At 69.7% G+C, this 21,828-nt stretch carries 21 protein-coding genes; 9 read left to right on the top strand and 12 right to left on the bottom strand.

The genetic code is table 11. The features are described from left to right. Nucleotides 1-4: 4 nt before the first annotated feature. The 4 genes from ACGFWE_RS36905 to ACGFWE_RS36890 all read right to left on the bottom strand — a co-directional run bounded on the left by ACGFWE_RS36905 (nt 5) and on the right by ACGFWE_RS36890 (nt 3,727). On the bottom strand, nt 5-322 hold the full coding sequence (locus tag ACGFWE_RS36905; protein ID WP_352390550.1) for a non-heme iron oxygenase ferredoxin subunit: 318 nt from the start codon (nt 320-322) through the stop codon (nt 5-7). Further along, complete coding sequence (sufD, locus tag ACGFWE_RS36900; RefSeq protein ID WP_352390551.1) at nt 322-1,503, bottom strand: Fe-S cluster assembly protein SufD; 1,182 nt, start codon at nt 1,501-1,503, stop codon at nt 322-324. The genes ACGFWE_RS36905 and sufD overlap by 1 nt, the downstream gene beginning before the upstream one ends. A 62-nt stretch (nt 1,504-1,565) precedes the next feature. Then, nucleotides 1,566-2,987 (bottom strand): Fe-S cluster assembly protein SufB, encoded by a 1,422-nt coding sequence (sufB, locus tag ACGFWE_RS36895; protein ID WP_352390552.1) that lies wholly within the window; start codon nt 2,985-2,987, stop codon nt 1,566-1,568. Then, the gene (locus ACGFWE_RS36890) at nt 2,984-3,727 is read right to left on the bottom strand and encodes a metalloregulator ArsR/SmtB family transcription factor (RefSeq protein WP_352390553.1); all 744 of its coding nucleotides are present in this window, start codon (nt 3,725-3,727) and stop codon (nt 2,984-2,986) included. Before ACGFWE_RS36890 ends, sufB begins: the two co-directional genes overlap by 4 nt. A 160-nt stretch (nt 3,728-3,887) precedes the next feature. Between ACGFWE_RS36890 and ACGFWE_RS36885 the strand changes: the two genes are divergently transcribed. The 4 genes from ACGFWE_RS36885 to ACGFWE_RS36870 are packed head-to-tail and all read left to right on the top strand — an operon-like array spanning nt 3,888 to nt 7,525. Next, the gene (locus ACGFWE_RS36885; protein WP_393604507.1) at nt 3,888-4,745 is read left to right on the top strand and encodes an aminoglycoside N(3)-acetyltransferase; all 858 of its coding nucleotides are present in this window, start codon (nt 3,888-3,890) and stop codon (nt 4,743-4,745) included. Nucleotides 4,746-4,755: 10 nt separating this feature from the next. Then, nucleotides 4,756-5,679 carry an ABC transporter ATP-binding protein gene (locus ACGFWE_RS36880; RefSeq protein ID WP_352390555.1) on the top strand — a complete coding sequence of 308 codons (924 nt, stop codon included), beginning with the start codon at nt 4,756-4,758 and terminating at the stop codon, nt 5,677-5,679. After that, nucleotides 5,676-6,446, top strand: a complete 771-nt coding sequence (locus ACGFWE_RS36875; RefSeq protein ID WP_352390556.1) for an ABC transporter permease — start codon at nt 5,676-5,678, stop codon at nt 6,444-6,446. The genes ACGFWE_RS36880 and ACGFWE_RS36875 overlap by 4 nt, the downstream gene beginning before the upstream one ends. A gap of 56 nt (nt 6,447-6,502) precedes the next feature. Further along, the gene (locus ACGFWE_RS36870) at nt 6,503-7,525 is read left to right on the top strand and encodes a heme A synthase (protein WP_393604504.1); all 1,023 of its coding nucleotides are present in this window, start codon (nt 6,503-6,505) and stop codon (nt 7,523-7,525) included. Here the strand turns inward: ACGFWE_RS36870 and ACGFWE_RS36865 are convergent. The 4 genes from ACGFWE_RS36865 to ACGFWE_RS36850 all read right to left on the bottom strand — a co-directional run bounded on the left by ACGFWE_RS36865 (nt 7,480) and on the right by ACGFWE_RS36850 (nt 10,990). Further along, the gene (locus ACGFWE_RS36865) at nt 7,480-8,196 is read right to left on the bottom strand and encodes a nucleotidyltransferase domain-containing protein (protein WP_393604502.1); all 717 of its coding nucleotides are present in this window, start codon (nt 8,194-8,196) and stop codon (nt 7,480-7,482) included. The genes ACGFWE_RS36870 and ACGFWE_RS36865 overlap by 46 nt on opposite strands. Before the next feature lie 19 nt (nt 8,197-8,215). Then, complete coding sequence (locus ACGFWE_RS36860; protein ID WP_352390559.1) at nt 8,216-9,322, bottom strand: amidohydrolase family protein; 1,107 nt, start codon at nt 9,320-9,322, stop codon at nt 8,216-8,218. Between the two features lie 337 nt (nt 9,323-9,659). Then, nucleotides 9,660-9,992, bottom strand: a complete 333-nt coding sequence (locus ACGFWE_RS36855) for a hypothetical protein (protein WP_352390560.1) — start codon at nt 9,990-9,992, stop codon at nt 9,660-9,662. A gap of 44 nt (nt 9,993-10,036) precedes the next feature. Continuing rightward, nucleotides 10,037-10,990 (bottom strand): heme o synthase, encoded by a 954-nt coding sequence (locus tag ACGFWE_RS36850; protein WP_352390561.1) that lies wholly within the window; start codon nt 10,988-10,990, stop codon nt 10,037-10,039. A 355-nt stretch (nt 10,991-11,345) separates the two neighbouring features. Here ACGFWE_RS36850 and tkt point away from each other — a divergent pair, with 355 nt between their 5' ends. The 5 genes from tkt to pgl are packed head-to-tail and all read left to right on the top strand — an operon-like array spanning nt 11,346 to nt 18,038. Beyond that, the gene (gene tkt / locus ACGFWE_RS36845; protein WP_352390562.1) at nt 11,346-13,433 is read left to right on the top strand and encodes a transketolase; all 2,088 of its coding nucleotides are present in this window, start codon (nt 11,346-11,348) and stop codon (nt 13,431-13,433) included. A 31-nt stretch (nt 13,434-13,464) separates the two neighbouring features. After that, the gene (gene tal, locus ACGFWE_RS36840) at nt 13,465-14,583 is read left to right on the top strand and encodes a transaldolase (protein WP_393604499.1); all 1,119 of its coding nucleotides are present in this window, start codon (nt 13,465-13,467) and stop codon (nt 14,581-14,583) included. A gap of 1 nt (nt 14,584) precedes the next feature. Further along, nucleotides 14,585-16,111 (top strand): glucose-6-phosphate dehydrogenase, encoded by a 1,527-nt coding sequence (zwf, locus tag ACGFWE_RS36835; protein WP_393604687.1) that lies wholly within the window; start codon nt 14,585-14,587, stop codon nt 16,109-16,111. Continuing rightward, on the top strand, nt 16,108-17,259 hold the full coding sequence (opcA, locus tag ACGFWE_RS36830) for a glucose-6-phosphate dehydrogenase assembly protein OpcA (protein WP_393604497.1): 1,152 nt from the start codon (nt 16,108-16,110) through the stop codon (nt 17,257-17,259). The genes zwf and opcA overlap by 4 nt, the downstream gene beginning before the upstream one ends. After that, nucleotides 17,256-18,038: a 6-phosphogluconolactonase gene (pgl, locus tag ACGFWE_RS36825; protein WP_352390566.1), complete on the top strand. Its 783-nt coding sequence runs from the start codon at nt 17,256-17,258 to the stop codon at nt 18,036-18,038. Before opcA ends, pgl begins: the two co-directional genes overlap by 4 nt. Nucleotides 18,039-18,102: 64 nt before the next feature. On the opposite strand, the gene pgi is transcribed toward pgl, so the two are convergent. The 4 genes from pgi to tpiA form a co-directional block, all read right to left on the bottom strand. Next, nucleotides 18,103-19,758: a glucose-6-phosphate isomerase gene (gene pgi, locus ACGFWE_RS36820; protein ID WP_352390567.1), complete on the bottom strand. Its 1,656-nt coding sequence runs from the start codon at nt 19,756-19,758 to the stop codon at nt 18,103-18,105. Nucleotides 19,759-20,165: 407 nt separating this feature from the next. Beyond that, entirely contained in the window at nt 20,166-20,501 is a 336-nt protein-coding gene (locus ACGFWE_RS36815) for an RNA polymerase-binding protein RbpA (protein WP_003957010.1), read from the bottom strand. Between the two features lie 214 nt (nt 20,502-20,715). After that, nucleotides 20,716-20,946 (bottom strand): preprotein translocase subunit SecG, encoded by a 231-nt coding sequence (secG, locus tag ACGFWE_RS36810; RefSeq protein WP_031057628.1) that lies wholly within the window; start codon nt 20,944-20,946, stop codon nt 20,716-20,718. 103 nt (nt 20,947-21,049) lie between these two features. After that, the gene (gene tpiA / locus ACGFWE_RS36805) at nt 21,050-21,826 is read right to left on the bottom strand and encodes a triose-phosphate isomerase (protein WP_393604494.1); all 777 of its coding nucleotides are present in this window, start codon (nt 21,824-21,826) and stop codon (nt 21,050-21,052) included. Nucleotides 21,827-21,828 lie beyond the last annotated feature (2 nt).

The raw sequence follows: 21,828 nt of genomic DNA, 5'->3' as shown, positions 1-21,828 counted from the left end.
TGCCTCAGGACTCCTGGTTGAGGGAGACGAGCACGTCGTCCCCTTCGATCTTTACGGGGTATACGGGGACGGGGCGCGTCGCGGGAAGGCCGGACGGTTTGCCGGTGCGCAGGTCGAAGCTGGAGCCGTGCAGCCAGCACTCGATCTGGCAGTCCTCCACCTCGCCCTCGGAGAGCGAGACGTTCGCGTGGGAGCAGATGTCGTGGATGGCGAACACCTCCCCCTCGGTACGGACGACCGAGACCGGCGTGCCGTCGAGTTCCACTCGCTTCGGGGTGTCCTCCTCCAGCTCGCTCAGCCCGCAAGCGCGTACGTAGGCCATCAGACGGTGGCCTCCAGCTCCTCGTCGATCTTCACGAGAAGGCGCTCCTCGATGTCGTCGACACCGATCTGCTGGACCAGCTCCGCGAAGAAGCCGCGGACGACCAGGCGCCGGGCCTCGTCGGCCGGGATGCCACGGGCCATCAGGTAGAAGAGCTGCTCGTCGTCGAAGCGACCGGTCGCCGAGGCGTGTCCCGCCCCGACGATCTCGCCGGTCTCGATCTCCAGGTTCGGCACGGAGTCGACCCGGGCGCCGTCGGTGAGGACGAGGTTGCGGTTCATCTCGTAGGTGTCGGTGCCCTCGGCCTTGGCCTCGATGAGCACGTCACCGATCCACACCGCGTGGGCGCCCTCGCCCTGGAGCGCGCCCTTGTAGGCGACGTTCGACTTGCAGTGCGGGGTGTTGTGGTCGACCAGGAGACGGTGCTCCTGGTGCTGGCCGGCGTCCGTGAAGTACAGGCCGAACAGCTCGGCCTCGCCGCCGGGGCCGGCGTAGGCGACGCGCGGGTGCAGCCGGACGAGGTCGCCGCCGAAGGTGACCACGAACGACTTGAAGGTGGCGTCCCGGCCGATGAGCGCGTTGTGCTGGGCCACGTGCACGGCCTTGTCGTCCCAGTCCTGGACGGAGACGACGGTCAGCTTGGCGCCGTCGCCCAGGATGTAGTCGACGTTGGAGGCGAGTACGGCGTCACCGGTGTGGTCGATGACGACGACGGCCTCGGCGAAGGCTCCCAGCTCGACGACCTGGTGGCCGTAGCGGACCCCGCCCTCGCCGTGCACGGCGATGCGGATCGGCTCGGTGAGCACCGTCTCCTTGGGGACGGTGACCACGCCGGCCTTCTCGAACGCCGAGTACGCCTGGGCGGCGATGCGGTCCACCGGCGTGCCGGCCCTGCCGAGCCGGGCGTCGTCGCGGCCGACGGTCTCGATCACCACGCCCTCGGGCGCCGTGATGTCGACCTTCACGCCGCCGCCGGTGGCGACCGCGGTGCCGTCGTGCAGCCCGCGCAGGCGCTCCAGCGGGGTGAACCGCCACTCCTCCTCGCGGCCGTGGGGGACCGGGAAGTCCGCCACGTCGAAGGACGGGGGCGCGCTCATGCGCGTGGCGACGGTCGACTCGGCGGCCACCGCGATCTGGCCGGCGGTCGTGCTGCCCACCGGGATGTTCTGAGCCTCAGCCATGGCTGTCGGTCTGCTCTCTTCCTACGTCAGTTTCGCTAGCTGTGTCCGAAAGGGGGCGGGCGTCAGCCGACCGCGCCTTCCATCTGCAGCTCGATCAGCCGGTTGAGCTCCAGCGCGTACTCCATCGGCAGCTCCTTCGCGATGGGCTCGACGAAGCCGCGCACGATCATCGCCATCGCCTCGAACTCGCTCAGACCACGGCTCATCAGGTAGAAGAGCTGGTCCTCGGAGACCTTGGAGACGGTCGCCTCGTGGCCCATGGACACGTCGTCCTCGCGGACGTCCACGTAGGGGTACGTGTCGGAGCGGGAGATGGTGTCGACGAGCAGCGCGTCGCACAGCACGTTGGACTTGGAGCCGTGGGCGCCCTCGCCGATCTCCACCAGACCGCGGTAGGAGGTACGGCCACCACCGCGCGCCACCGACTTGGAGACGATGTTGGAGGAGGTGTTCGGCGCCATGTGGACCATCTTGGAGCCGGCGTCCTGGTGCTGGCCCTCGCCCGCGAAGGCGATGGACAGGGTCTCGCCCTTGGCGTGCTCGCCCATCAGGTAGACGGCCGGGTACTTCATCGTCACCTTGGAGCCGATGTTGCCGTCGATCCACTCCATGGTCGCGCCCTCGTACGCCACGGCGCGCTTGGTGACCAGGTTGTAGACGTTGTTCGACCAGTTCTGGATGGTCGTGTAACGGCAGCGGGCGTTCTTCTTGACGATGATCTCGACGACCGCGGAGTGCAGCGAGTCCGACTTGTAGATCGGGGCCGTACAACCCTCGACGTAGTGCACGTAGGCACCCTCGTCGACGATGATCAGGGTCCGCTCGAACTGGCCCATGTTCTCCGTGTTGATACGGAAGTAGGCCTGGAGCGGGATCTCCACGTGCACGCCCTTCGGCACGTAGATGAAGGAGCCGCCGGACCACACCGCGGTGTTCAGCGACGCGAACTTGTTGTCGCCGACCGGGATGACGGTGCCGAAGTACTCCTTGAAGAGCTCCGGGTGCTCCTTGAGAGCGGTGTCGGTGTCCAGGAAGATGACGCCCTGCTCCTCCAGGTCCTCGCGGATCTGGTGGTAGACGACCTCGGACTCGTACTGGGCCGCGACACCGGCGACGAGGCGCTGCTTCTCCGCCTCGGGGATGCCGAGCTTGTCGTACGTGTTCTTGATGTCCTCGGGCAGGTCCTCCCAGGACTCCGCCTGCTTCTCCGTGGACCGCACGAAGTACTTGATGTTGTCGAAGTCGATGCCGGAGAGGTCCGAGCCCCAGTTGGGCATGGGCTTCTTGCCGAACAGGCGCAGACCCTTGAGGCGGAGCTTGGTCATCCACTCCGGCTCGTTCTTCTTCGCGGAGATGTCGCGGACGACGTCGTCGTTGATACCGCGCCGCGCGGAAGCGCCGGCCGTGTCGGAGTCGGCCCAGCCGTATTCGTACTTGCCCAGGCCCTCGAGCTCGGGGTGGGCAGTCTCCGTGGGGAGAGTCATGCGGGGTTCCTCCCGGCCGTGCTTGCAGATGCGTGATCAGACATGTGGGAAATCTTGGGGATGAACGTCGTGCAGACGCCGTCGCCGTGCGCGATGGTGGCCAGTCGCTGGACGTGCGTTCCGAGCAGCTGGGAGAAGATCTCGGTCTCCGCCTCACAGAGCTGGGGGAACTTCTCCGCGACATGGGCCACCGGGCAGTGGTGCTGGCAGAGCTGCTCGCCGACCGGTGCGCTGCGCGCCGTAGCAGCGTACCCGTCCGCGCTCAGGGCCTTGGCCAGGGCTTCGGTGCGCTCCTCGGGGGCGGCGGCCTCGACGACCTTGCGGTACTCCTCGGCCTGCGCGGCGATTCTCGCGCGTGCGAAGGCGACGACCGCCTCGTCCCCGCCGAAGCGCTCCTGGATCCAGCTCAGGGCGTCCGCGGCGAGCTTGTCGTACGACTGGTCGAAGGCATCCCGGCCGCAGTCGGTGAGCGCGAAGACCTTGGCGGGTCGGCCGCGCGTGCGCGCGCCGTAGACCCGCTGCTCCCGCGCCTCGACGACGACGTCGGCCACCAGCGCGTCCAGATGACGTCGTACGGCTGCCTGGGTGAGCCCCAGCCGTCCGGCCAGCTCGGCGACGGTCGACGGGCCGTGGTCCAGGATGGATCGCGCGACGCGGTTGCGGGTGGACCGCTCACCGGTCGCGAGCTCCTCCTGAGGGGCCCCCGTGGGGGTCTCCCGAGCCTCGCCGACGTTTTTCACAACGCCATTGTTGCGTAATTCCTCAGGACCGGGCAACCCGCGTCCGCCACGACGGACGGTGCCCTACATCACTTAGGTACTCCTAACCTGACCTGGGGAAACGATCTTTGATCGATCAAACGGGTGGCTTTCGGCGGTCCTGTCGGGAACACTCGCGAGGATGCCGATACCACCTCCCACCGGCCCACTTGTCACTCGCGAGACCCTCGCCGGACACCTGCGCGAGCTAGGTGTGAAAAGCGGCGAGATCCTGCTCGTGCACTCCTCCCTGAGCTCCCTGGGCTGGGTCTGCGGCGGCCCGGTCGCGGTGGTCCAGGCCCTCCTGGACGTCCTCGGCCCGGACGGCACCCTGGTGGTCCCCACCCAGACCGGCGACCTCTCGGACCCGGCGGTGTGGAGCAACCCCCCGGTGCCCGAGGAGTGGTGGGACACCGTCCGGGCGACCATGCCCGCCTACGACCCCCTCGTCACGCCCTCGCGCGGAGTCGGCGTGATCCCGGAGACCGTACGCACCTGGCCCGGCGCCCTGCGCAGCGCGCACCCGCAGACCTCCTTCGCGGCGCTGGGACCACACGCGCGTGCGGTCCTGGACGGCCATGCCCCCGACTGCCGTCTCGGCGAGCAGAGCCCCCTGGCCCGCCTCGAGGCGCTCCACGCGCGTGTGCTGCTCCTCGGCGCGGGCTACGACACCTGCACCAGCTTCCATCTCGCCGAGTACCGCGTCCCGGCCCCCCGGGTGCGGGTCGGCCGTCCTGGACCGGACGGCTGGGAGGTGGTCACCGAGGTCTCGATCACCTCGGACCGCTTCGACGAACTCGGGTACGACTTCGAGCGGGACAGCGGCGTCGTCGTACGGGGAAGGGCGGGCGCGGCCGACGTACGGCTGTTCCCGGTGGCGGACGCGGTGTGGTACGCACAGCGGTGGCTGACGCTGCACCGCTCACGGGAGGACGTTCCCGGACATGCCCCGGGTGGAGATCCTGCACCCGCCCGACTGCGGCGCGGGCCGCGAACCTAGACTCGGGCGCATGCGAAGTGAGCCCGTGGTCCAGGTCCACGCCCTGGTGAAGCGGTACGGCACGAAGACCGCCGTGGACGGCCTCGACCTGGTGACCCGGGCGGGCGTGACCGCCGTCCTCGGGCCCAACGGGGCCGGCAAGACGACGACGGTCGAGACCTGCGAGGGATACCGCAGGCCGGACTCCGGCACGGTACGCGTCCTGGGCCTCGACCCGGTGCGGCAGGCCCGTGAGCTGCACCCGAGGATCGGCGTGATGCTCCAGTCCGGGGGCGTGTACTCGGGCGCCCGGGCCGACGAGATGCTGCGGCACATGGCGAGACTGCACGCGCACCCGCTCGACGTGGACGCGCTGATCGAGCGCCTCGGCCTGGACGGCTGCGGCAGGACGACATACCGCAGACTGTCGGGCGGCCAGCAGCAGCGCCTGGCTCTCGCCATGGCCGTCGTGGGCCGGCCGGAACTGGTGTTCCTGGACGAGCCGACCGCGGGGCTCGACCCGCAGGCCCGCCGCGCGACCTGGGACCTGATCCGCGACCTGCGCGCGGACGGTGTCTCGGTGGTCCTGACCACGCACTACATGGACGAGGCCGAGCAGCTCGCCGACGACGTGGCGATCATCGACGGCGGCCGGGTCATCGCCCAGGGCACCCCGGAGGAGCTGTGCCGGGGCGGCGCGGAGAACACCCTGCGCTTCACGGGCCGCCCCGGGCTCGACGTGGGCTCCCTGCTCAAGGCCCTCCCGGCGGACTGCTCGGCGGCCGAACTGACCCCCGGCTCCTACCGGGTCGTGGGCAAGGTCAACCCCCAGCTGCTGGCGACGGTGACGTCCTGGTGCGCCCAGCACGGCGTGATGCCGGAGAAGATCTCGGTGGAACGGCACACCCTGGAAGACGTCTTTCTCGAACTGACCGGCAAGGAGCTGCGCGCGTGACGGCCACCGGTACGTACACCCCGAAGCCGGGCGCGGCACCCCTGGGACGCATGATCGCGACCCAGGCGGTCCTGGAGACGAAGATGCTCCTGCGCAACGGCGAGCAGCTCCTGCTGACGGTGGTGATCCCGGCCCTGGTGCTGGTCCTGTTCAGCTCGGTGGACATCATCGACACGGGCCGGGGCAAGGCCGTGGACTTCCTCACCCCCGGTGTCCTCGCCCTCGCGGTCATGTCCACGGCGTTCACCGGACAGGCGATCGCGACCGGCTTCGAGCGCCGCTACGGCGTCCTGAAGCGCCTGGCCTCCTCCCCGCTCCCCCGCTGGGGCCTGATGACGGCGAAGACGGCGTCGGTCCTGGTGACGGAGATCCTCCAGGTGATCCTCCTGACGGTGATCGCCTTCGCGCTGGGCTGGTCCCCGCACGGCAACCCCTTCGCCGTTCTGCTGCTCCTGATCCTCGGCACGGCGGCCTTCTCGGGCCTCGGCCTCCTGATGGCCGGCACCCTGAAGGCGGAGGCGACCCTGGCGGCCGCGAACCTGGTCTTCCTCCTGCTGCTGGTGGGCGGCGGCGTGATGGTCCCCCTGTCCAAGTTCCCTTCAGGCACCCAGGACGTACTGAGCCTGCTCCCCATCACGGCCTTGTCCGACGGCCTGCGGGACGTGCTCCAGCACGGGACCGGGATGCCGTGGGGCGATCTGGGGATCCTGGCGGTGTGGGCGGTGGCGGGCCTGGCCTTGGCGGGACGCTTCTTCCGCTGGGAGTAGAGGGCCGCTGGGAGTGGGGGGCCCTCGTGAAAGCGTGCACAAGCTGGCCCCCTACGATGGAAAGCGTGCCGAACCTGACCCGTGCCGACGCCGTAGCGGCCGTCCGCAACCCGCTCGCCTTCATCGCCGCACGCTGGACCCCGGCCCCCCGGACGGTTCAGCGGGCGGCTCTCTCCGCGCTCGTCATGGCGGTGGTCATCGTGGTCACCGGCGGGGCGGTGCGGCTGACCGGGTCGGGGCTCGGGTGCCCGACCTGGCCCAAGTGCACGGACGATTCGCTGACCGCGACCAGCGCGATGGGCTTCCACGGCGCCATCGAGTTCGGCAACCGGATGCTGACGTATGTGCTGTGTGCCGCCGTCGGCTGGGCGATCATCGCCGCGCGCTCCGAGAAGCCGTACCGGCGCAGCCTGACCCGGCTGGGCTGGGCGCAGTTCTGGATCGTGATGAGCAACGCGATCCTCGGCGGCATCGTCGTCCTGGTGGGTCTCAACCCGTACACCGTCGCGGCGCACTTCGTGGCGACGACGGCCCTGATCACGGTCGCCGCGGTGATGTGGCAGCGCACCCGTGAGGGCGACACGGCACCCCGCCCGCTGGTCGGCAGGCCCGTGCAGCAGCTGGTGTGGTTCATGGTCGCGGCCGCCGCCCTGCTGATCCTGGTCGGCACGGTCGTGACCGGCGCCGGACCGCACGCCGGTGACTCCAGCGAGGTCGACCGGATGCCGCTGGACTGGGAGACGGTGGCCAAGGTGCACGCGGTCCTGGCCTGGATCGTGGTGTCGCTGACCTTCGCCCTGTGGTTCATCCTCAAGGCGGTCGACGCCCCCAAGGGCCCCCTGCACCGCACCCGCGACCTCTTCCTGGTCCTCCTCTCCCAGGGCGTCATCGGCTACGTCCAGTACTTCACCGACCTGCCCGAGTTCCTGGTCGGTCTGCACATGCTCGGCTCGGCCCTGGTGTGGATCGGCGTCCTGCGCGTCCTGCTGGCCCTGCGGGAGCGGTCCGAGGGGGAGCCGTCCGAGGTGCCCGCTCAGTCGTACGCCGCCACCAGTTCGTCGATCGCCGGGCCCAGGTAGCCGCGGGTCAGCGCCGCCCTGTTCTCGACGGCGGGTCCGGGCTCGCCGTAACGGCGCCTCCGGATGTCCTCGACGAGCTCCACGGGCGCCCCGAGCCCCGGCAGCAGTTCCAGCGCCTCGCGCTTGCTCATCAGTCGCCCTTCCCTCAGGGTGACGCTCGCGCGGGCGAAGGTCAGCAGCCCCCCGTCGATCCACACGTCCCGGGTCCACAGCGGGGCGTTGTCGAGCGCCGGGCGCCAGAAGTCGCGCTGGTCACGGACGACGAAGTCGGCGAGCTCGCGGTCCGACACCGGCGGCAGCAGTTCCGCGGGCGGTTTCCCCAGCAGCACCCGCCCGAAGCTGTGCAGTTCGCGCTGGGTCACCGCGGTGACCGGCCGCTTGAACAACTCCTCGTACGCCCAGGTGAGGTGGCGGCGGCCCGGATCGGCCAACGGTGTCAGGTAGGTGCAGTGCAGCTGCCCGGACAGCGGCTCGGCCCGCAATCGCGCGTGCAGCTTCGCCAGCCGCCAGACCGTCCGCGGCCCCAGCCGGTCGAGTACGGCGATCAGGTCCAGGTCGCTGCGGCCCTCCTGGTAGTCGCCGCCGGCCAGCGAGCCGTGGGCCCAGACGGCGACGGGCTCGAGCGGGGCGAGCTCGGTCAGGAAGCGGTCGAGTAACACCTCGGTCTGCATGCATCCCATCCTGTACAGCTCACTCCAGCCCGTAAACCCTGCGCGCGTTCCCCGCCGCGATGAGCCCCGCCACCCGCTGCGCGTCGGCCAGCGACCAGGCCCCCTCCGTGACCCAGCCGCCCAGCACCCGGGCCAGCGCCTCACGGAACAGGCGGGCGCCCACCACATGCAGTTCGGGCAGGCTGTGGGCCCCGCTGGAGAAGACGATCTTGCCGAAGGGGGCCAGTTCCAGGATCTCCGCGAGGACGGTCGCCGCACGGGCGCCGGTGCGCGCGAGGGCGGCGCCGGAGTCGGCGTAGACGTGCGGGAAGACACCGGCGAGGTGGGCGGCGTGCCGGTGGTAGGGGTAGCTGTGCAGCAGGACGAGGTCGGTGCCGAGGCCCGCGGTGGCCCGGACGAAGTCGGTGAGCAGGACGGGGTCCGTGCGGTCGATGCGCAGGCCCGGTTCGCCGAGCCCGGCGTGGAGTTGGAGGGGCAGGCCGGAGGCGGCCGCGATCCACAGCAGGTGCCGTAGCAGGACGGGGTCGGACAGCTCGCCGCCCACCCGGCGGCCCGCCAGCCACCGGCCGGCCGCGCCCCGCACCTCTCCGGGACCCGGCGGCTCGGGCGCGAGCGCCAGTCCGTGGCGTACGCCCGCCACCGAGGTGAAGGCGACCGCGCTCGCGGCGGCTCCGTGCACCGACTCGGCGAGGTTGGCGAGGAAGGACTCGACGGTGCCGGAGGTGTCGGCGACCTGCTCGGCGAGGAGTTCCAGGCGCACGATCTCGCGGGCCTCGGCGGCCGCGGCGGAGGCCAGTTCGGTGGGTCCCGTGAGGTCGCCGGGCAGTCCGGTGTCGACCAGATAGGTCGTGATGCCGCTGCCGCGGAGCAGCCTGCGGCCCGCTTCCAGGACACCCAGTTCACGGCGCCGGGCCAGATAGCGGGCGGGCGGACAGTGCGGTTCCAGGCCGAGCAGGGGCGGGCACCATCGCCGTACGGCGAAACCCGTCTGGGTGTCGAACAGGGTGGTCCCCGGGGCCGGCGGGCCCTCGGTGCGGGCCAGCTGGGCCTCGAAGGTGCCGAGACCCAGCTCCGTCCTCAGTACGCCGTGGCAGTACTGGTCCACGAGGGACGGCGTTTCGATCATCCGGGCTCCCCGTGGCAGGACTGTGCGCTTGCTACAGGTCCTAACGGGTGAACCGGGCGTCAGGTGTTGCTGTCACACACCCCGTGCGAAGCGCGCCGCGGGTTGAGCCGTTTCGCCCACGCGGAGGGACCCCGCCGGCCTTCGCACGACCGCGGGTCCGTCGTGGCCGGTCAGGCCCGCGCGACGAAGCCGCACGCCGAGCGCGGCGGCGACACCGTCACCGTCACCGGCAGCCGTACCGCATCTGGGTCGCCGACGTGCGCTCGGGAGCGCTGACCGGGCTCACCCCGGCACCCCGAACAGCGCTACAACCCCGCGCCCTTTCGGGGCGCGTTGATCAGTCGTTCGAGGGGCCGCCGACCTGGATGCCCGCCATCCGGCTCCACTCGTACGGCCCGGTCTTCACCTTCGCGGCGAACTCGCCGTCGAACTCCTCGTGAACGGTGATGCCGGACTTCTCGACGGCCTTCTCGGCGATCTCGTACGAGGGGGCCACCAGGTCGCCCCAGCCGCCGTCCTCGCCGACGAGGACGATCCGGGTGCCGCGCTCGCCGATGTAGGCCAGCTGGCCCTCGGCGCCGCCGTGCTCCTTGGAGAAGGCGCTGATCTGCTTGGCGAGCCGGGCGACCTTGCGCTCGGCCTTCGCGTCAACCTGCTGCGTGTCTGCCATGACCAGGATGCTACCGACGGGTAGAGGGGACGGCGACGTGACCCTCACCTCAGGAAGGGGTCGACCGCCACGGCGACGAAGAGGATCGACACATAGGTGATCGACCAGTGGAACAGCCGCATCTCCTTGAGCTTCGCGCCCGTCACCTCGGCCCTGGCCCGGTTCTGCAGGCCGTGCGCCTCCCACAGCCAGAAGCCGCCCGCGAGCAGCGCGACCGCCGTGTAGAACCAGCCGGTGTAGCCGAGCGGCTGCAGCAGCAGCGACACCCCGACCATCACCCAGCTGTAGAGGACGATCTGCTTGGCGACCACCTTGTTGGAGGCGACCACCGGCAGCATCGGCACGCCCACGCGCGCGTAGTCCTCGCGCACCTTCATGGACAGCGGCCAGTAGTGCGGCGGCGTCCAGAAGAACATGACCAGGAAGAGGATGATCGGCGCCCACGCCATGGAGTTCGTGACGGACGACCAGCCGATGAGGACCGGCAGGCAGCCGGCGATGCCGCCCCACACGATGTTCTGCGAGGTACGACGCTTGAGGATCATCGTGTAGACGACGACGTAGAAGAGCAGCGCTCCGAGCGACAGCCAGGCGGACAGCCAGTTGACGGTGAGGCCGAACAGCAGCGTCGAGACGACCGCCAGCGTGATGCCGAAGGCCAGGCACTCGCGCGGCGACACCATTCCGGTCACCAGTGGACGCTGCGAGGTGCGGTCCATGAGCGCGTCGATGTCGCGGTCGATGTACATGTTGAGCGCGTTGGCGCCGCCGGCCGAGAGATAGCCGCCGACACAGGTCAGCAGGACCAGCTTCAGATCCGGCACACCCTGCTGCGCCAGGAACATCACCGGAACGGTGGTGATCAGCAGCAACTCGATGATCCGGGGCTTGGTCAGCGCCACGAATGCCTTGACACGGGCCCCGAACGGCCGGTGACTCGAGCTCTTGCTCTCCCCCAGCACTCCGGCTGGACGGGATTCGACGGCCGTCACGCACACCCCTACAGAGACATCCCAGCGAGCCTCACCCGTGTGAAGTACCGGTAAAGGCTCGCGCGTACCACGCCACTGTAGACGTTGCCCATACCCGGGCATTCGCGGGGGTCGGGTCGTGTCCGGGGACGGCCCCGGAAGAGCTCGGCGCCACTCGGTTGAGCACTCGTACGAGCGGCTGCGTATTCACTTGCCGAATGCCGGTACGGGCCAGTGGGGAGGCGGATCCCTGCCCGGCCCGGCAGTCTGGAATGACTCGAAAAGACGCACGTACTTGCGGGGGTAGGCTCGACAACGGCCGGGCGTCCCGTGCACCGGCATTTCGACATGCGTGACATGTGGAGAGGAGCCCTGACCCAGGGTGAGCACCAAGCCGACCACCACAGACCTCGAGTGGACCGAGCTGGACCAGCGGGCCGTCGACACCGCCCGCGTCCTGGCCGCCGACGCCGTACAGAAGGTCGGTAACGGCCATCCCGGTACGGCGATGAGCCTGGCTCCCGCCGCCTACACCCTCTTCCAGAAGGTGATGCGGCACGACCCGGCCGACCCCGACTGGGTCGGGCGCGACCGCTTTGTGCTGTCCGCCGGCCATTCGTCCCTGACCCTCTACACCCAGCTGTACCTGGCCGGCTTCGGCCTGGAGCTGGACGACCTCAAGGCCTTCCGCACCTGGGGCTCGAAGACCCCGGGCCACCCGGAGTACGGCCACACCAAGGGCGTGGAGACCACCACAGGTCCCCTCGGCCAGGGTGTCGCCAACGCGGTCGGCATGGCGATGGCCGCCCGCTACGAGCGCGGTCTGTTCGACCCGGAGGCGCCCGAGGGCACCTCCCCCTTCGACCACTTCGTCTTCGCCGTCGCCGGTGACGGCTGCCTCCAGGAGGGCATCTCCGCCGAGGCGTCCTCGATGGCCGGCCACCAGAAGCTCGGCAACCTGATCCTGCTGTGGGACGACAACCACATCTCGATCGAGGGCGACACCGAGACGGCCGTCTCCGAGGACACGGTCAAGCGCTACGAGGCGTACGGCTGGCACGTCCAGCGTGTCGAGCCGCAGGCCAACGGCGACCTGGACCCGGTCGCGATCTTCGAGGCGATCGAGAAGGCCAAGGCGGTCACCGACCGGCCGTCCTTCATCGCGATGCGCTCGATCATCGCCTGGCCCGCCCCGAACGCCCAGAACACCGAGGCCGCCCACGGCTCGGCGCTCGGCGACGACGAGGTCGCGGCGACCAAGCGGGTGCTGGGCTTCGACCCGGAGCAGTCCTTCGAGGTGTCCGACGAGGTCATCAACCACACCCGGCAGGCGCTGGAGCGCGGCCGTCAGGCGAAGGCCGAGTGGGAGAAGTCCTTCCAGGAGTGGCGGAACAACAACCCCGAGCGCGCGGCCGAGTTCGAGCGCGTCGCCGCGGGTGAGCTGCCCAAGGGCTGGGAGTCGGCGATCCCGGTCTTCGAGCCCGGCAAGGGCGTCGCGACCCGTGCCGCGTCCGGCAAGGTCCTGCAGGCCCTCGGCGCCGTGATCCCCGAGCTGTGGGGCGGCTCCGCCGACCTCGCGGGCTCCAACAACACGACGATCGACAAGAACAGTTCGTTCCTCCCGGCGGACAACCCGCTGCCGGAGGCGGACCCGTACGGCCGCACGATCCACTTCGGCATCCGCGAGCACTCCATGGCCGCGGAGATGAACGGCATCGCGCTGCACGGCAACACCCGTATCTACGGCGGTACGTTCCTCGTCTTCTCCGACTACATGCGCAACTCCGTCCGGCTCTCGGCGTTGATGCACCTGCCGGTGACGTACGTGTGGACGCACGACTCCATCGGTCTCGGCGAGGACGGCCCGACGCACCAGCCGGTCGAGCACCTGGCCTCGCTGCGCGCGATCCCCGGTCTGAACGTGGTCCGCCCCGCGGACGCCAACGAGACCGCGATCGTCTGGCGCGAGATCCTGGGCCGCTGGACCAAGGAGTTCGGCAAGGGTGCCCCGCACGGCCTGGCGCTGACCCGTCAGGGCGTGCCGACGTACGAGCCCAACGAGGACGCCGTCAAGGGCGGTTACGTCCTGTTCGAGGCCGAAGGCGGTGACCCGCAGGTCATCCTGATCGCCACCGGTTCCGAGGTGCACGTGGCCGTCGAGGCGCGTGAGCAGCTCCAGGCCGACGGTGTGCCGACGCGTGTCGTCTCCATGCCGTGCGTGGAGTGGTTCGAGGAGCAGGACCAGGGGTACCGGGACAGCGTCCTGCTTCCGTCCGTGAGGGCCCGTGTCGCGGTCGAGGCGGGCATCGGTCTGACCTGGCACAAGTACGTCGGGGACGCCGGCCGCATCGTTTCCCTGGAGCACTTCGGTGCTTCCGCGGACGCCAAGGTCCTCTTCCGGGAGTTCGGCTTCACCGGCGAGAACGTGGCCGCCAAGGCGCGGGAATCTCTCGCCGCCGCCCAGCGCTGACGCTCACATACGACTTAGGAGATGTAATTCCATGACAGACGCACTCAAGCGCCTCTCCGAGGAAGGCGTGGCGATCTGGCTGGACGACCTGTCGCGCAAGCGGATCACGTCCGGCAACCTCGCCGAGCTGATCGACCAGCAGCACGTCGTGGGCGTCACCACCAACCCGTCGATCTTCCAGAAGGCGATCTCCGAGGGCGACGGTTACGACCAGCAGCTCTCCGACCTGGCCTTCCGCAAGGTGTCCGTCGAAGAGGCCATCCGCATGATCACGACGGCGGACGTCCGCGACGCCGCCGACATCCTGCGCCCGGTCTTCGACGCGACGGGCGGCCAGGACGGCCGGGTGTCCATCGAGGTCGACCCGCGCCTGGCGCACAACCTCAAGGCGACCGTCGCCGAGGCCAAGCAGCTCGCCTGGCTCGTCGACCGCCCCAACACCCTCATCAAGATCCCGGCCACCCAGGCCGGCATCCCCGCGATCACCGAGGTCATCGGCCTCGGGATCAGCGTCAACGTCACGCTGATCTTCTCGCTGGAGCGCTACCGCCTGGTCATGGACGCGTTCCTGGCCGGTCTGGAGAAGGCCAAGGAGCGGGGTCTGGACCTGTCGAAGATCCACTCGGTGGCGTCCTTCTTCGTGTCCCGCGTGGACACCGAGATCGACAAGCGCATCGACGCGCTCGGCACCGACGAGGCCAAGGCCGCCCGCGGCAAGGCCGGTCTGGCCAACGCGCGCCTGGCGTACCAGGCGTACGAGGAGGTCTTCTCGGGCGAGCGCTGGGCGAAGCTGGAGAACGCCGGCGCGAACAAGCAGCGTCCGCTGTGGGCCTCGACCGGCGTCAAGGACCCGGCGTACAAGAAGACCATGTACGTCGAGGAACTGGTCGCGCCGAACACGGTGAACACCATGCCGGAGGCGACGCTGTTCGCCACCGAGGAGCAGGGTGAGATCCGCGGCGACGCCGTCTCGGGCACCTACGAGCAGGCGCGCGCCGACCTCGACGCGCTCGAGAAGCTCGGCATCTCCTACGACGAGGTGGTCCAGCTTCTGGAGGACGAGGGCGTCGAGAAGTTCGAGTCCGCCTGGAACGACCTGCTCAAGTCGACCGAGGCGGAGCTTCAGCGCCTCGCCCCCTCGGAGGGCTGAGATCTTGTCGAGCAGCAACCCGCTGCGTGACCCCGCCGACCGACGGCTCCCGCGTATCGCGGGGCCGTCGGGCCTGGTCATCTTCGGCGTCACGGGCGATTTGTCACGAAAGAAGCTCATGCCCGCCGTGTACGACCTCGCGAACCGGGGTCTGCTGCCGCCGGGCTTCTCACTGGTCGGCTTCGCCCGGCGGGACTGGGAGAACGAGGACTTCGCGGAAGTCGTCCACGACGCCGTCAAGGAACACGCCCGGACGCCGTTCCGCGAGGAGGTCTGGCAGCAGCTCATCCAGGGGATGCGCTTCGTCCAGGGCACCTTCGACGACGACGACTCGTTCGAGCGGCTGCGCGACACCATCGACGAACTCGACAAGGCACAGGGCACCGGCGGCAACTTCGCCTTCTACCTGTCCGTGCCGCCGTCGGCCTTCCCCGTGGTCATCCAGCAGCTGAAGAAGCACCGGCTGGCCGACCAGTCGAGCGGCTCCTGGCGGCGCGCGGTCATCGAGAAGCCCTTCGGCCACAACCTGAAGTCGGCCGAGGAGCTCAACGCGACCGTCGAGGAGGTCTTCGCCCCGGACCAGGTCTTCCGCATCGACCACTACCTGGGCAAGGAGACCGTCCAGAACATCCTGGCGCTGCGCTTCGCCAACACGATGTTCGAGCCGATCTGGAACCGGTCCTTCGTGGACCACGTGCAGATCACGATGGCCGAGGACATCGGCATCGGCGGCCGGGCCGGGTACTACGACGGCATCGGCGCCGCCCGTGACGTCATCCAGAACCACCTGCTCCAGCTGATGGCCCTCACCGCGATGGAGGAGCCCGCCTCCTTCGACGCGGACGCGCTGGCCGCGGAGAAGACCAAGGTGCTCGGCGCGGTGAAGCTGCCGAAGGACCTGGGCCTCAACACCGTGCGCGGACAGTACGCGGCGGGCTGGCAGGGCGGTGCGAAGGCGGTCGGCTACCTCGAAGAGGACGGCATCGACCCGCAGTCCAAGACCGACACCTACGCGGCCATCAAGGTGGAGATCGACAACCGCCGCTGGGCGGGCGTCCCCTTCTACCTGCGCACCGGCAAGCGGCTCGGCCGCCGGGTCACCGAGATCGCGGTGGTCTTCCAGCGGGCACCGCACTCCCCCTTCGACACGACGGCCACCGAGGAGCTCGGCTCCAACGCGATCGTCATCCGCGTCCAGCCCGACGAGGGCGTCACCGTCCGCTTCGGCTCCAAGGTGCCGGGCACCTCGATGGAAATCCGGGACGTGTCCATGGACTTCGCCTACGGCGAGTCGTTCACGGAGTCCTCTCCCGAGGCGTACGAGCGTCTGATCCTCGACGTCCTGCTCGGCGACTCGAACCTCTTCCCCCGTACGGAGGAGGTCGAGCTGTCCTGGAAGATCCTCGACCCGATCGAGGAGTACTGGGACACGCACGGCAAGCCCGCCCAGTACCCCTCCGGTACCTGGGGCCCGGTCGAGGCGGACGAAATGCTCGCACGAGAGGGACGGAGCTGGCGCCGGCCATGAAGACAGACCTCACGGACACCACGGCCAGCAAGATCAACAAGGCCCTGGTCAAGGCCCGCCGCGCCATCGGCACACCGGCCGTCGGCATGGTGCTCACCCTCGTCATCGTCACGGACGAGGAGAACGCCTACGACGCCCTCAAGGCCGCCAACGACGCGTCCCGCGAGCACCCTTCGCGGACGCTGGTGGTCATCAAGCGGGTGTCGCGGAGTTCTCGTGACCGCACCCAGTCCCGACTCGACGCCGAGGTGCGGGTGGGCGCGGACGCGGGCACCGGCGAGACGGTGGTACTACGGCTGTACGGCGAGGTCGTCGACCACGCCCAGTCGGTCGTCCTTCCGCTGCTGCTGCCGGACGCGCCGGTCGTCGTCTGGTGGCCGTCGGACGCACCGCTCGACCCGGCCGGGGACCCGCTCGGGGCGCTCGCCCAGCGGCGGGTCACCGACACGTACGCCTCGGAGCAGCCGGTGCGTGAGCTGACGGCACGCGCCGACGCCTACACGCCGGGCGACACCGACCTCTCCTGGACCCGGATCACGCCGTGGCGCTCGATGCTGGCCGCCGCGCTCGACCAGGTCACCTGCAAGGTGGAGGCCGTCGAGGTGGAGGGCGAGGAGTTCAACCCGAGCTGCGAGCTGCTGGCGATGTGGCTGGCGGACCGGCTGGACGTGCCGGTGAAGCGGTCGCTGTCGAACGGCCCCGGCCTCACGGCGGTCCGCATGCACACGGACAGCGGCCCGATCGTCCTGGACCGTGCCGACGGCTCGCTGGCCACGCTCTCCATTCAGGGGCAGCCGAACCGTGCGGTGGCGCTCAAGCGCCGGGACACGGCCGAGCTGATCGCGGAGGAGCTGCGCAGGCTGGACCCGGACGACACATACGCCTCCGCGCTGCGGTTCGGGGTGGAACGGCTGAACCCGTCGGTGCCCTTTCCGGAACCTGCTGCCAAAGGAGAACCCGGCTCCGATGCCGGCGGATCCGGCTCCGGAGATTCCGTCTCCGCGGAGCCGGCCGCAGCCGGAGCCTCCGCGGAAGTCGCCGTCAAAGCCCCTGTCGAGGGCCCTGCGAAAGCTTCCGGGCGGGAAGCGGCGCCGTCGGCATCGCTGAAGCCGGTCCCTTCCGGCCTGTCCGGGAAGGCGGCGAAGTGAGCACTCCGCAGCTGGTCGTGCACCACGACAAGGAGCTGATGGCGCAGGCCGCCGCGGCCCGTCTGATCACGAAGATCGTCGACGCGCAGGCCTCCCGGGGCTCGGCGTCGGTGGTCCTCACGGGCGGCCGCAACGGCAACGGGCTGCTCGCCGCCCTCGCCACGGCCCCCGCCCGGGACGCCGTCGACTGGGGCCGCCTGGACCTGTGGTGGGGCGACGAGCGCTTCCTGCCCGAGGGCGACCCGGAACGCAATGACACACAGGCCAGAGAGGCCCTGCTCGACGCCGTACCGCTGGACCCGAAGCGCGTGCACGCCATGCCCACGTCGGACGGTCCGCACGGGGACGACGTCGAGGCCGCCGCGGCGGCCTACGCCGAGGAGCTGGCCCGTGCGGCCGGCCCCGAGAACCACGGCGCCGTGCCGACCTTCGACGTCCTGATGCTGGGCGTCGGCCCGGACACCCACGTGGCGTCCCTGTTCCCCGAGCTCCCGGCGGTCCGGGAGACGGAACGTACGGTCGTCGGTGTCCACGGGGCCCCCAAGCCCCCGCCGACCCGGATCTCCCTGACCCTGCCCGCGATCCGCTCCGCCCGCGAGGTGTGGCTGCTCGCGGCCGGCGAGGACAAGGCACAGGCCGCGGCGATCGCCCTGTCCGGCGCGGGCGAGATCCAGGCCCCGGCGGCGGGCGCACGCGGCCGGGCCCGCACCCTGTGGCTGCTGGACTCGGCGGCGGCCTCCCAGCTGCCGAGGTCGCTGTATCCGCCGGCTTCGGCGTAACTCCCGCCTCGCGTACGGCAGTCGACGCCGGGTCCCTCTCGGAAGGGGCCCGGCGTCCGCGTTCTCACTGCCGCCCGCGCAGCTCCCGGTACGTCGCCACCAGGGCCTTCGTGGACGCGTCCAGGCCCGGTACCTCGGCGCCCCCGGTGAGTGCCGGTTCGACGCGCTTGGCGAGGACCTTGCCGAGTTCGACGCCCCACTGGTCGAAGGAGTCGATGTTCCAGACCGCGCCCTGGACGAACACCTTGTGTTCGTAGAGGGCGATGAGCTGGCCGAGGACGGACGGGGTGAGTTCCTTCGCGAGGATCGTGGTCGTCGGGTGGTTGCCCCGGAACGTCTTGTGCGGAACCAGCTCCTCGGCCACCCCCTCCGCCCGCACCTCGTCCGGCGTCTTGCCGAAGGCCAGCGCCTGGGTCTGGGCGAAGAAGTTCGCCATGAGCAGGTCGTGCTGGGCCTTGAGCCCGTCGGAGAGCTCGGCGACCGGCTCGGCGAAGCCGATGAAGTCCGCCGGGATCAGCTTGGTGCCCTGGTGGATGAGCTGGTAGTAGGCGTGCTGCCCGTTGGTGCCGGGAGTGCCCCACACCACCGGTCCGGTCTGCCACTGGACCGGGTTGCCGTCCCGGTCCACCGACTTGCCGTTGGACTCCATGTCCAGCTGCTGCAAGTAGGCGGTGAACTTGGACAGGTAGTGCGAGTAGGGCAGAACGGCGTGCGACTGCGCGTCGTGGAAGTTGCCGTACCAGATACCCAACAGGCCGAGCAGCAAAGGTACGTTGGCCTCCGCCGGGGCGGTGCGGAAGTGCTCGTCGACGAGGTGGAAGCCGTCGAGCATCTCGCGGAAGCGGTCCGGGCCGATGGCGATCATCAGTGACAGGCCGATCGCCGAGTCGTAGGAGTAGCGGCCGCCGACCCAGTCCCAGAACTCGAACATGTTGGCTGTGTCGATGCCGAAGTCCGACACCTTCTCGGCGTTGGTCGACAGCGCCACGAAGTGCCGGGCGACGGCTTCCTGACCGGCCTTCAGCTCACCGAGCAGCCACTCGCGGGCCGAGGTGGCGTTGGTGATCGTCTCGATCGTGGTGAAGGTCTTGGAGGCGATGACGAACAGCGTCTCCGCGGCGTCCAGGTCGCGGGTGGCCTCGTGCAGGTCGGCACCGTCGACGTTCGACACGAAGCGGACGGTGAGGTCGCGGTCGGTGAAGCCGCGCAGCACCTCGTACGCCATCGCGGGGCCCAGGTCGGAGCCGCCGATCCCGATGTTGACGACGTTCTTGATCCGCTTGCCGGTGTGGCCGGTCCACTCGCCGGAGCGGACCCGGTTCGCGAAGTCGCTCATCCTGTCGAGCACGGCGTGCACGCCCGGGACGACGTTCTCCCCGTCGACCTCGATCACCGCGTCGCGCGGGGCGCGCAGAGCGGTGTGCAGCACGGCCCGGTCCTCGGTCGTGTTGATCTTCTCGCCGCGGAACATGGCGTCCCGCAGGCCGAAGACGTCGGTCGCGGCGGCGAGTTCACGCAGCAGCCGCAGCGTCTCGTCGGTGACCAGGTGCTTGGAGTAGTCGACGTACAGGTCACCGACCCGCAGTGTGTAGCCGGTGCCGCGCCCGGGGTCGGCGGCGAACAGCTCCCTCAGCCGCACCTCGCCGAGCTCCTCGCGGTGCTCGGCCAGCGCGGTCCATTCGGGTGTCCGGTTGAGCCTGGTACGGCCGTCTGCGTTCATGTCCGACTTCAGCCTTCTTTCGTGCCTGTCCCAGCTGTTCCAACCTAGTTGATCATCGCGAGGCGCGAGCCGTGCCGGCGTCGGCGCCCGGCGCAACCACAGGTACGTGCGCGCGGCGCACGGGTATCAGCGAGGGGACGGAGAAGGCCACTGCGGACCGGGCGGTGAGGCGATGTCGAAGAGCTGGCCGGAACACGCCAGGGCAGGCAGCCGCGGGCGATGACGCGTCCCGGTGCCGCACGGGCGCGCACCCGCCCGCCATCTCGACCGCCACCACGGCTCCCCTCCCGACCCGCGCATCACGAACCCATGCACACACCGTAGAGGTCACCACTGACAACGGCCGGGCGGCGGCCGTGAAACCGCTCCGGCCAGGCACCCCTCGGTGCCCGGCCGGTTCTCGACTCCTAGATCTCGCCCCGCAGTTTGGCGAGCGCCTCGGCGAGGATCGCCTCGCCGTCCGCGTCGCTGCGCCGCTCCCGTACATACGCGAGGTGCGTCTTGTACGGCTCGGTGCGCGGCGGGTCCGGCGGGTTGTCCCGGTCCTGTCCGGCGGGAAAGCCGCAGCGCGGGCAGTCCCAGGTATCGGGGACCTGCGCGTCGCTGGCGAAGCTGGGCTGCGTCTCGTGCCCGTTGGAGCACCAGAAGGAGATGCGCAGACGGGGCGCGGACTCGCCCCGCTCGGCTTCGCCCATCGGCCCCGCCCCGACCCGGCTACCTCGGATCGCGTTGCCACTTGCCACGGTCGTAACTCCCTGCGTGATGGTGCCGCGAAGCGAGTCGACGTGTCGCTTCGTTGCGAGCGCCTCAGTCTACGTAAGGCCCAACGCGCGTCCAGTGATTGGAGTTACAGCTCCCACACCTAGACGCAAGCCCCATGATAGGCCGCGCTCAGGTGCGCGTACCGAACATGGGGCCTTACGTGCGGAATGGACGTGCTGTGTGTGGTGTGACCGCTCAGCTGTTCGTCTTCATGAGGAGACCGAGCACGATGATGCACGCGAACCAGAGCAGACCGACCACGATGGTGATCCGGTCGAGGTTGCGCTCGGCGACCGAGGAACCACCGACGGACGACTGCATGCCGCCACCGAACATGTCGGAGAGGCCGCCGCCCTTGCCCTTGTGCATGAGCACCAGCAGCATCATCAGGCCGCTGAAGATGATCAGGGCGATCGAGAACCCCATAACCACGGCTGGACCAACTCTCTCGGATTCGGGTGAACGACGGGGGCACGGCCTTCAGGGCCATGCCCCCGCAAGGGTACGACGGATCGCCGCTAGGGCCTACTCACTGGTCCCGGAAGCGCACGATCTTGACGAACTCTTCGGCGTCCAGCGAGGCACCGCCGACCAGGGCGCCGTCGATGTCGGCCTGCGCCATGATCTCGGCGACGTTGCCGGACTTGACGGAGCCGCCGTACTGGATGCGGACCTGGTCGGCCAGCTCCTGCGAGTACAGCTCGGCGATCTTGCCGCGGATGGCGGCGCAGACCTCCTGGGCGTCCTCGGCGCCGCAGACCTTGCCGGTGCCGATGGCCCAGACGGGCTCGTAGGCGATGACGACGGACTCGGCCTGCTCGGCCGGGAGGTCCTTGAGGCCACCCTCGACCTGGGCGAGGGTGTGGGAGACGTGGTTGCCCGCCTCGCGGACGTCCAGCTCCTCGCCGACGCACAGGATCGGGGTGAGGCCGTGCTTGTAGGCGGCCTTGACCTTGGCGTTGACGATCTCGTCGGTCTCGGCGTGGTACTGGCGGCGCTCGGAGTGGCCGACCGCCACGTACGTGCACTTCAGCTTGGCCAGCATCGAACCGGAGATCTCGCCGGTGTAGGCGCCCGAGTCGTGCGCCGAGAGGTCCTGGGCACCGTACTTGATCTTGAGCTTGTCGCCGTCGACCAGGGTCTGCACGGAGCGCAGGTCGGTGAAGGGCGGCAGGACGGCGACCTCGACGGCCTCGTAGTCCTTGTCCGCGAGGGCGAAAGCGAGCTTCTGGACGTGCGCGATGGCCTCGAGGTGGTTGAGGTTCATCTTCCAGTTGCCCGCCATGATCGGCGTGCGAGTGGTCATGC

Origin of the sequence: Streptomyces sp. NPDC048523 (assembly GCF_043199815.1) — a bacterium.
Lineage (GTDB): Bacteria > Actinomycetota > Actinomycetes > Streptomycetales > Streptomycetaceae > Streptomyces.
This window is presented reverse-complemented; position numbering and strand designations above follow the sequence as displayed.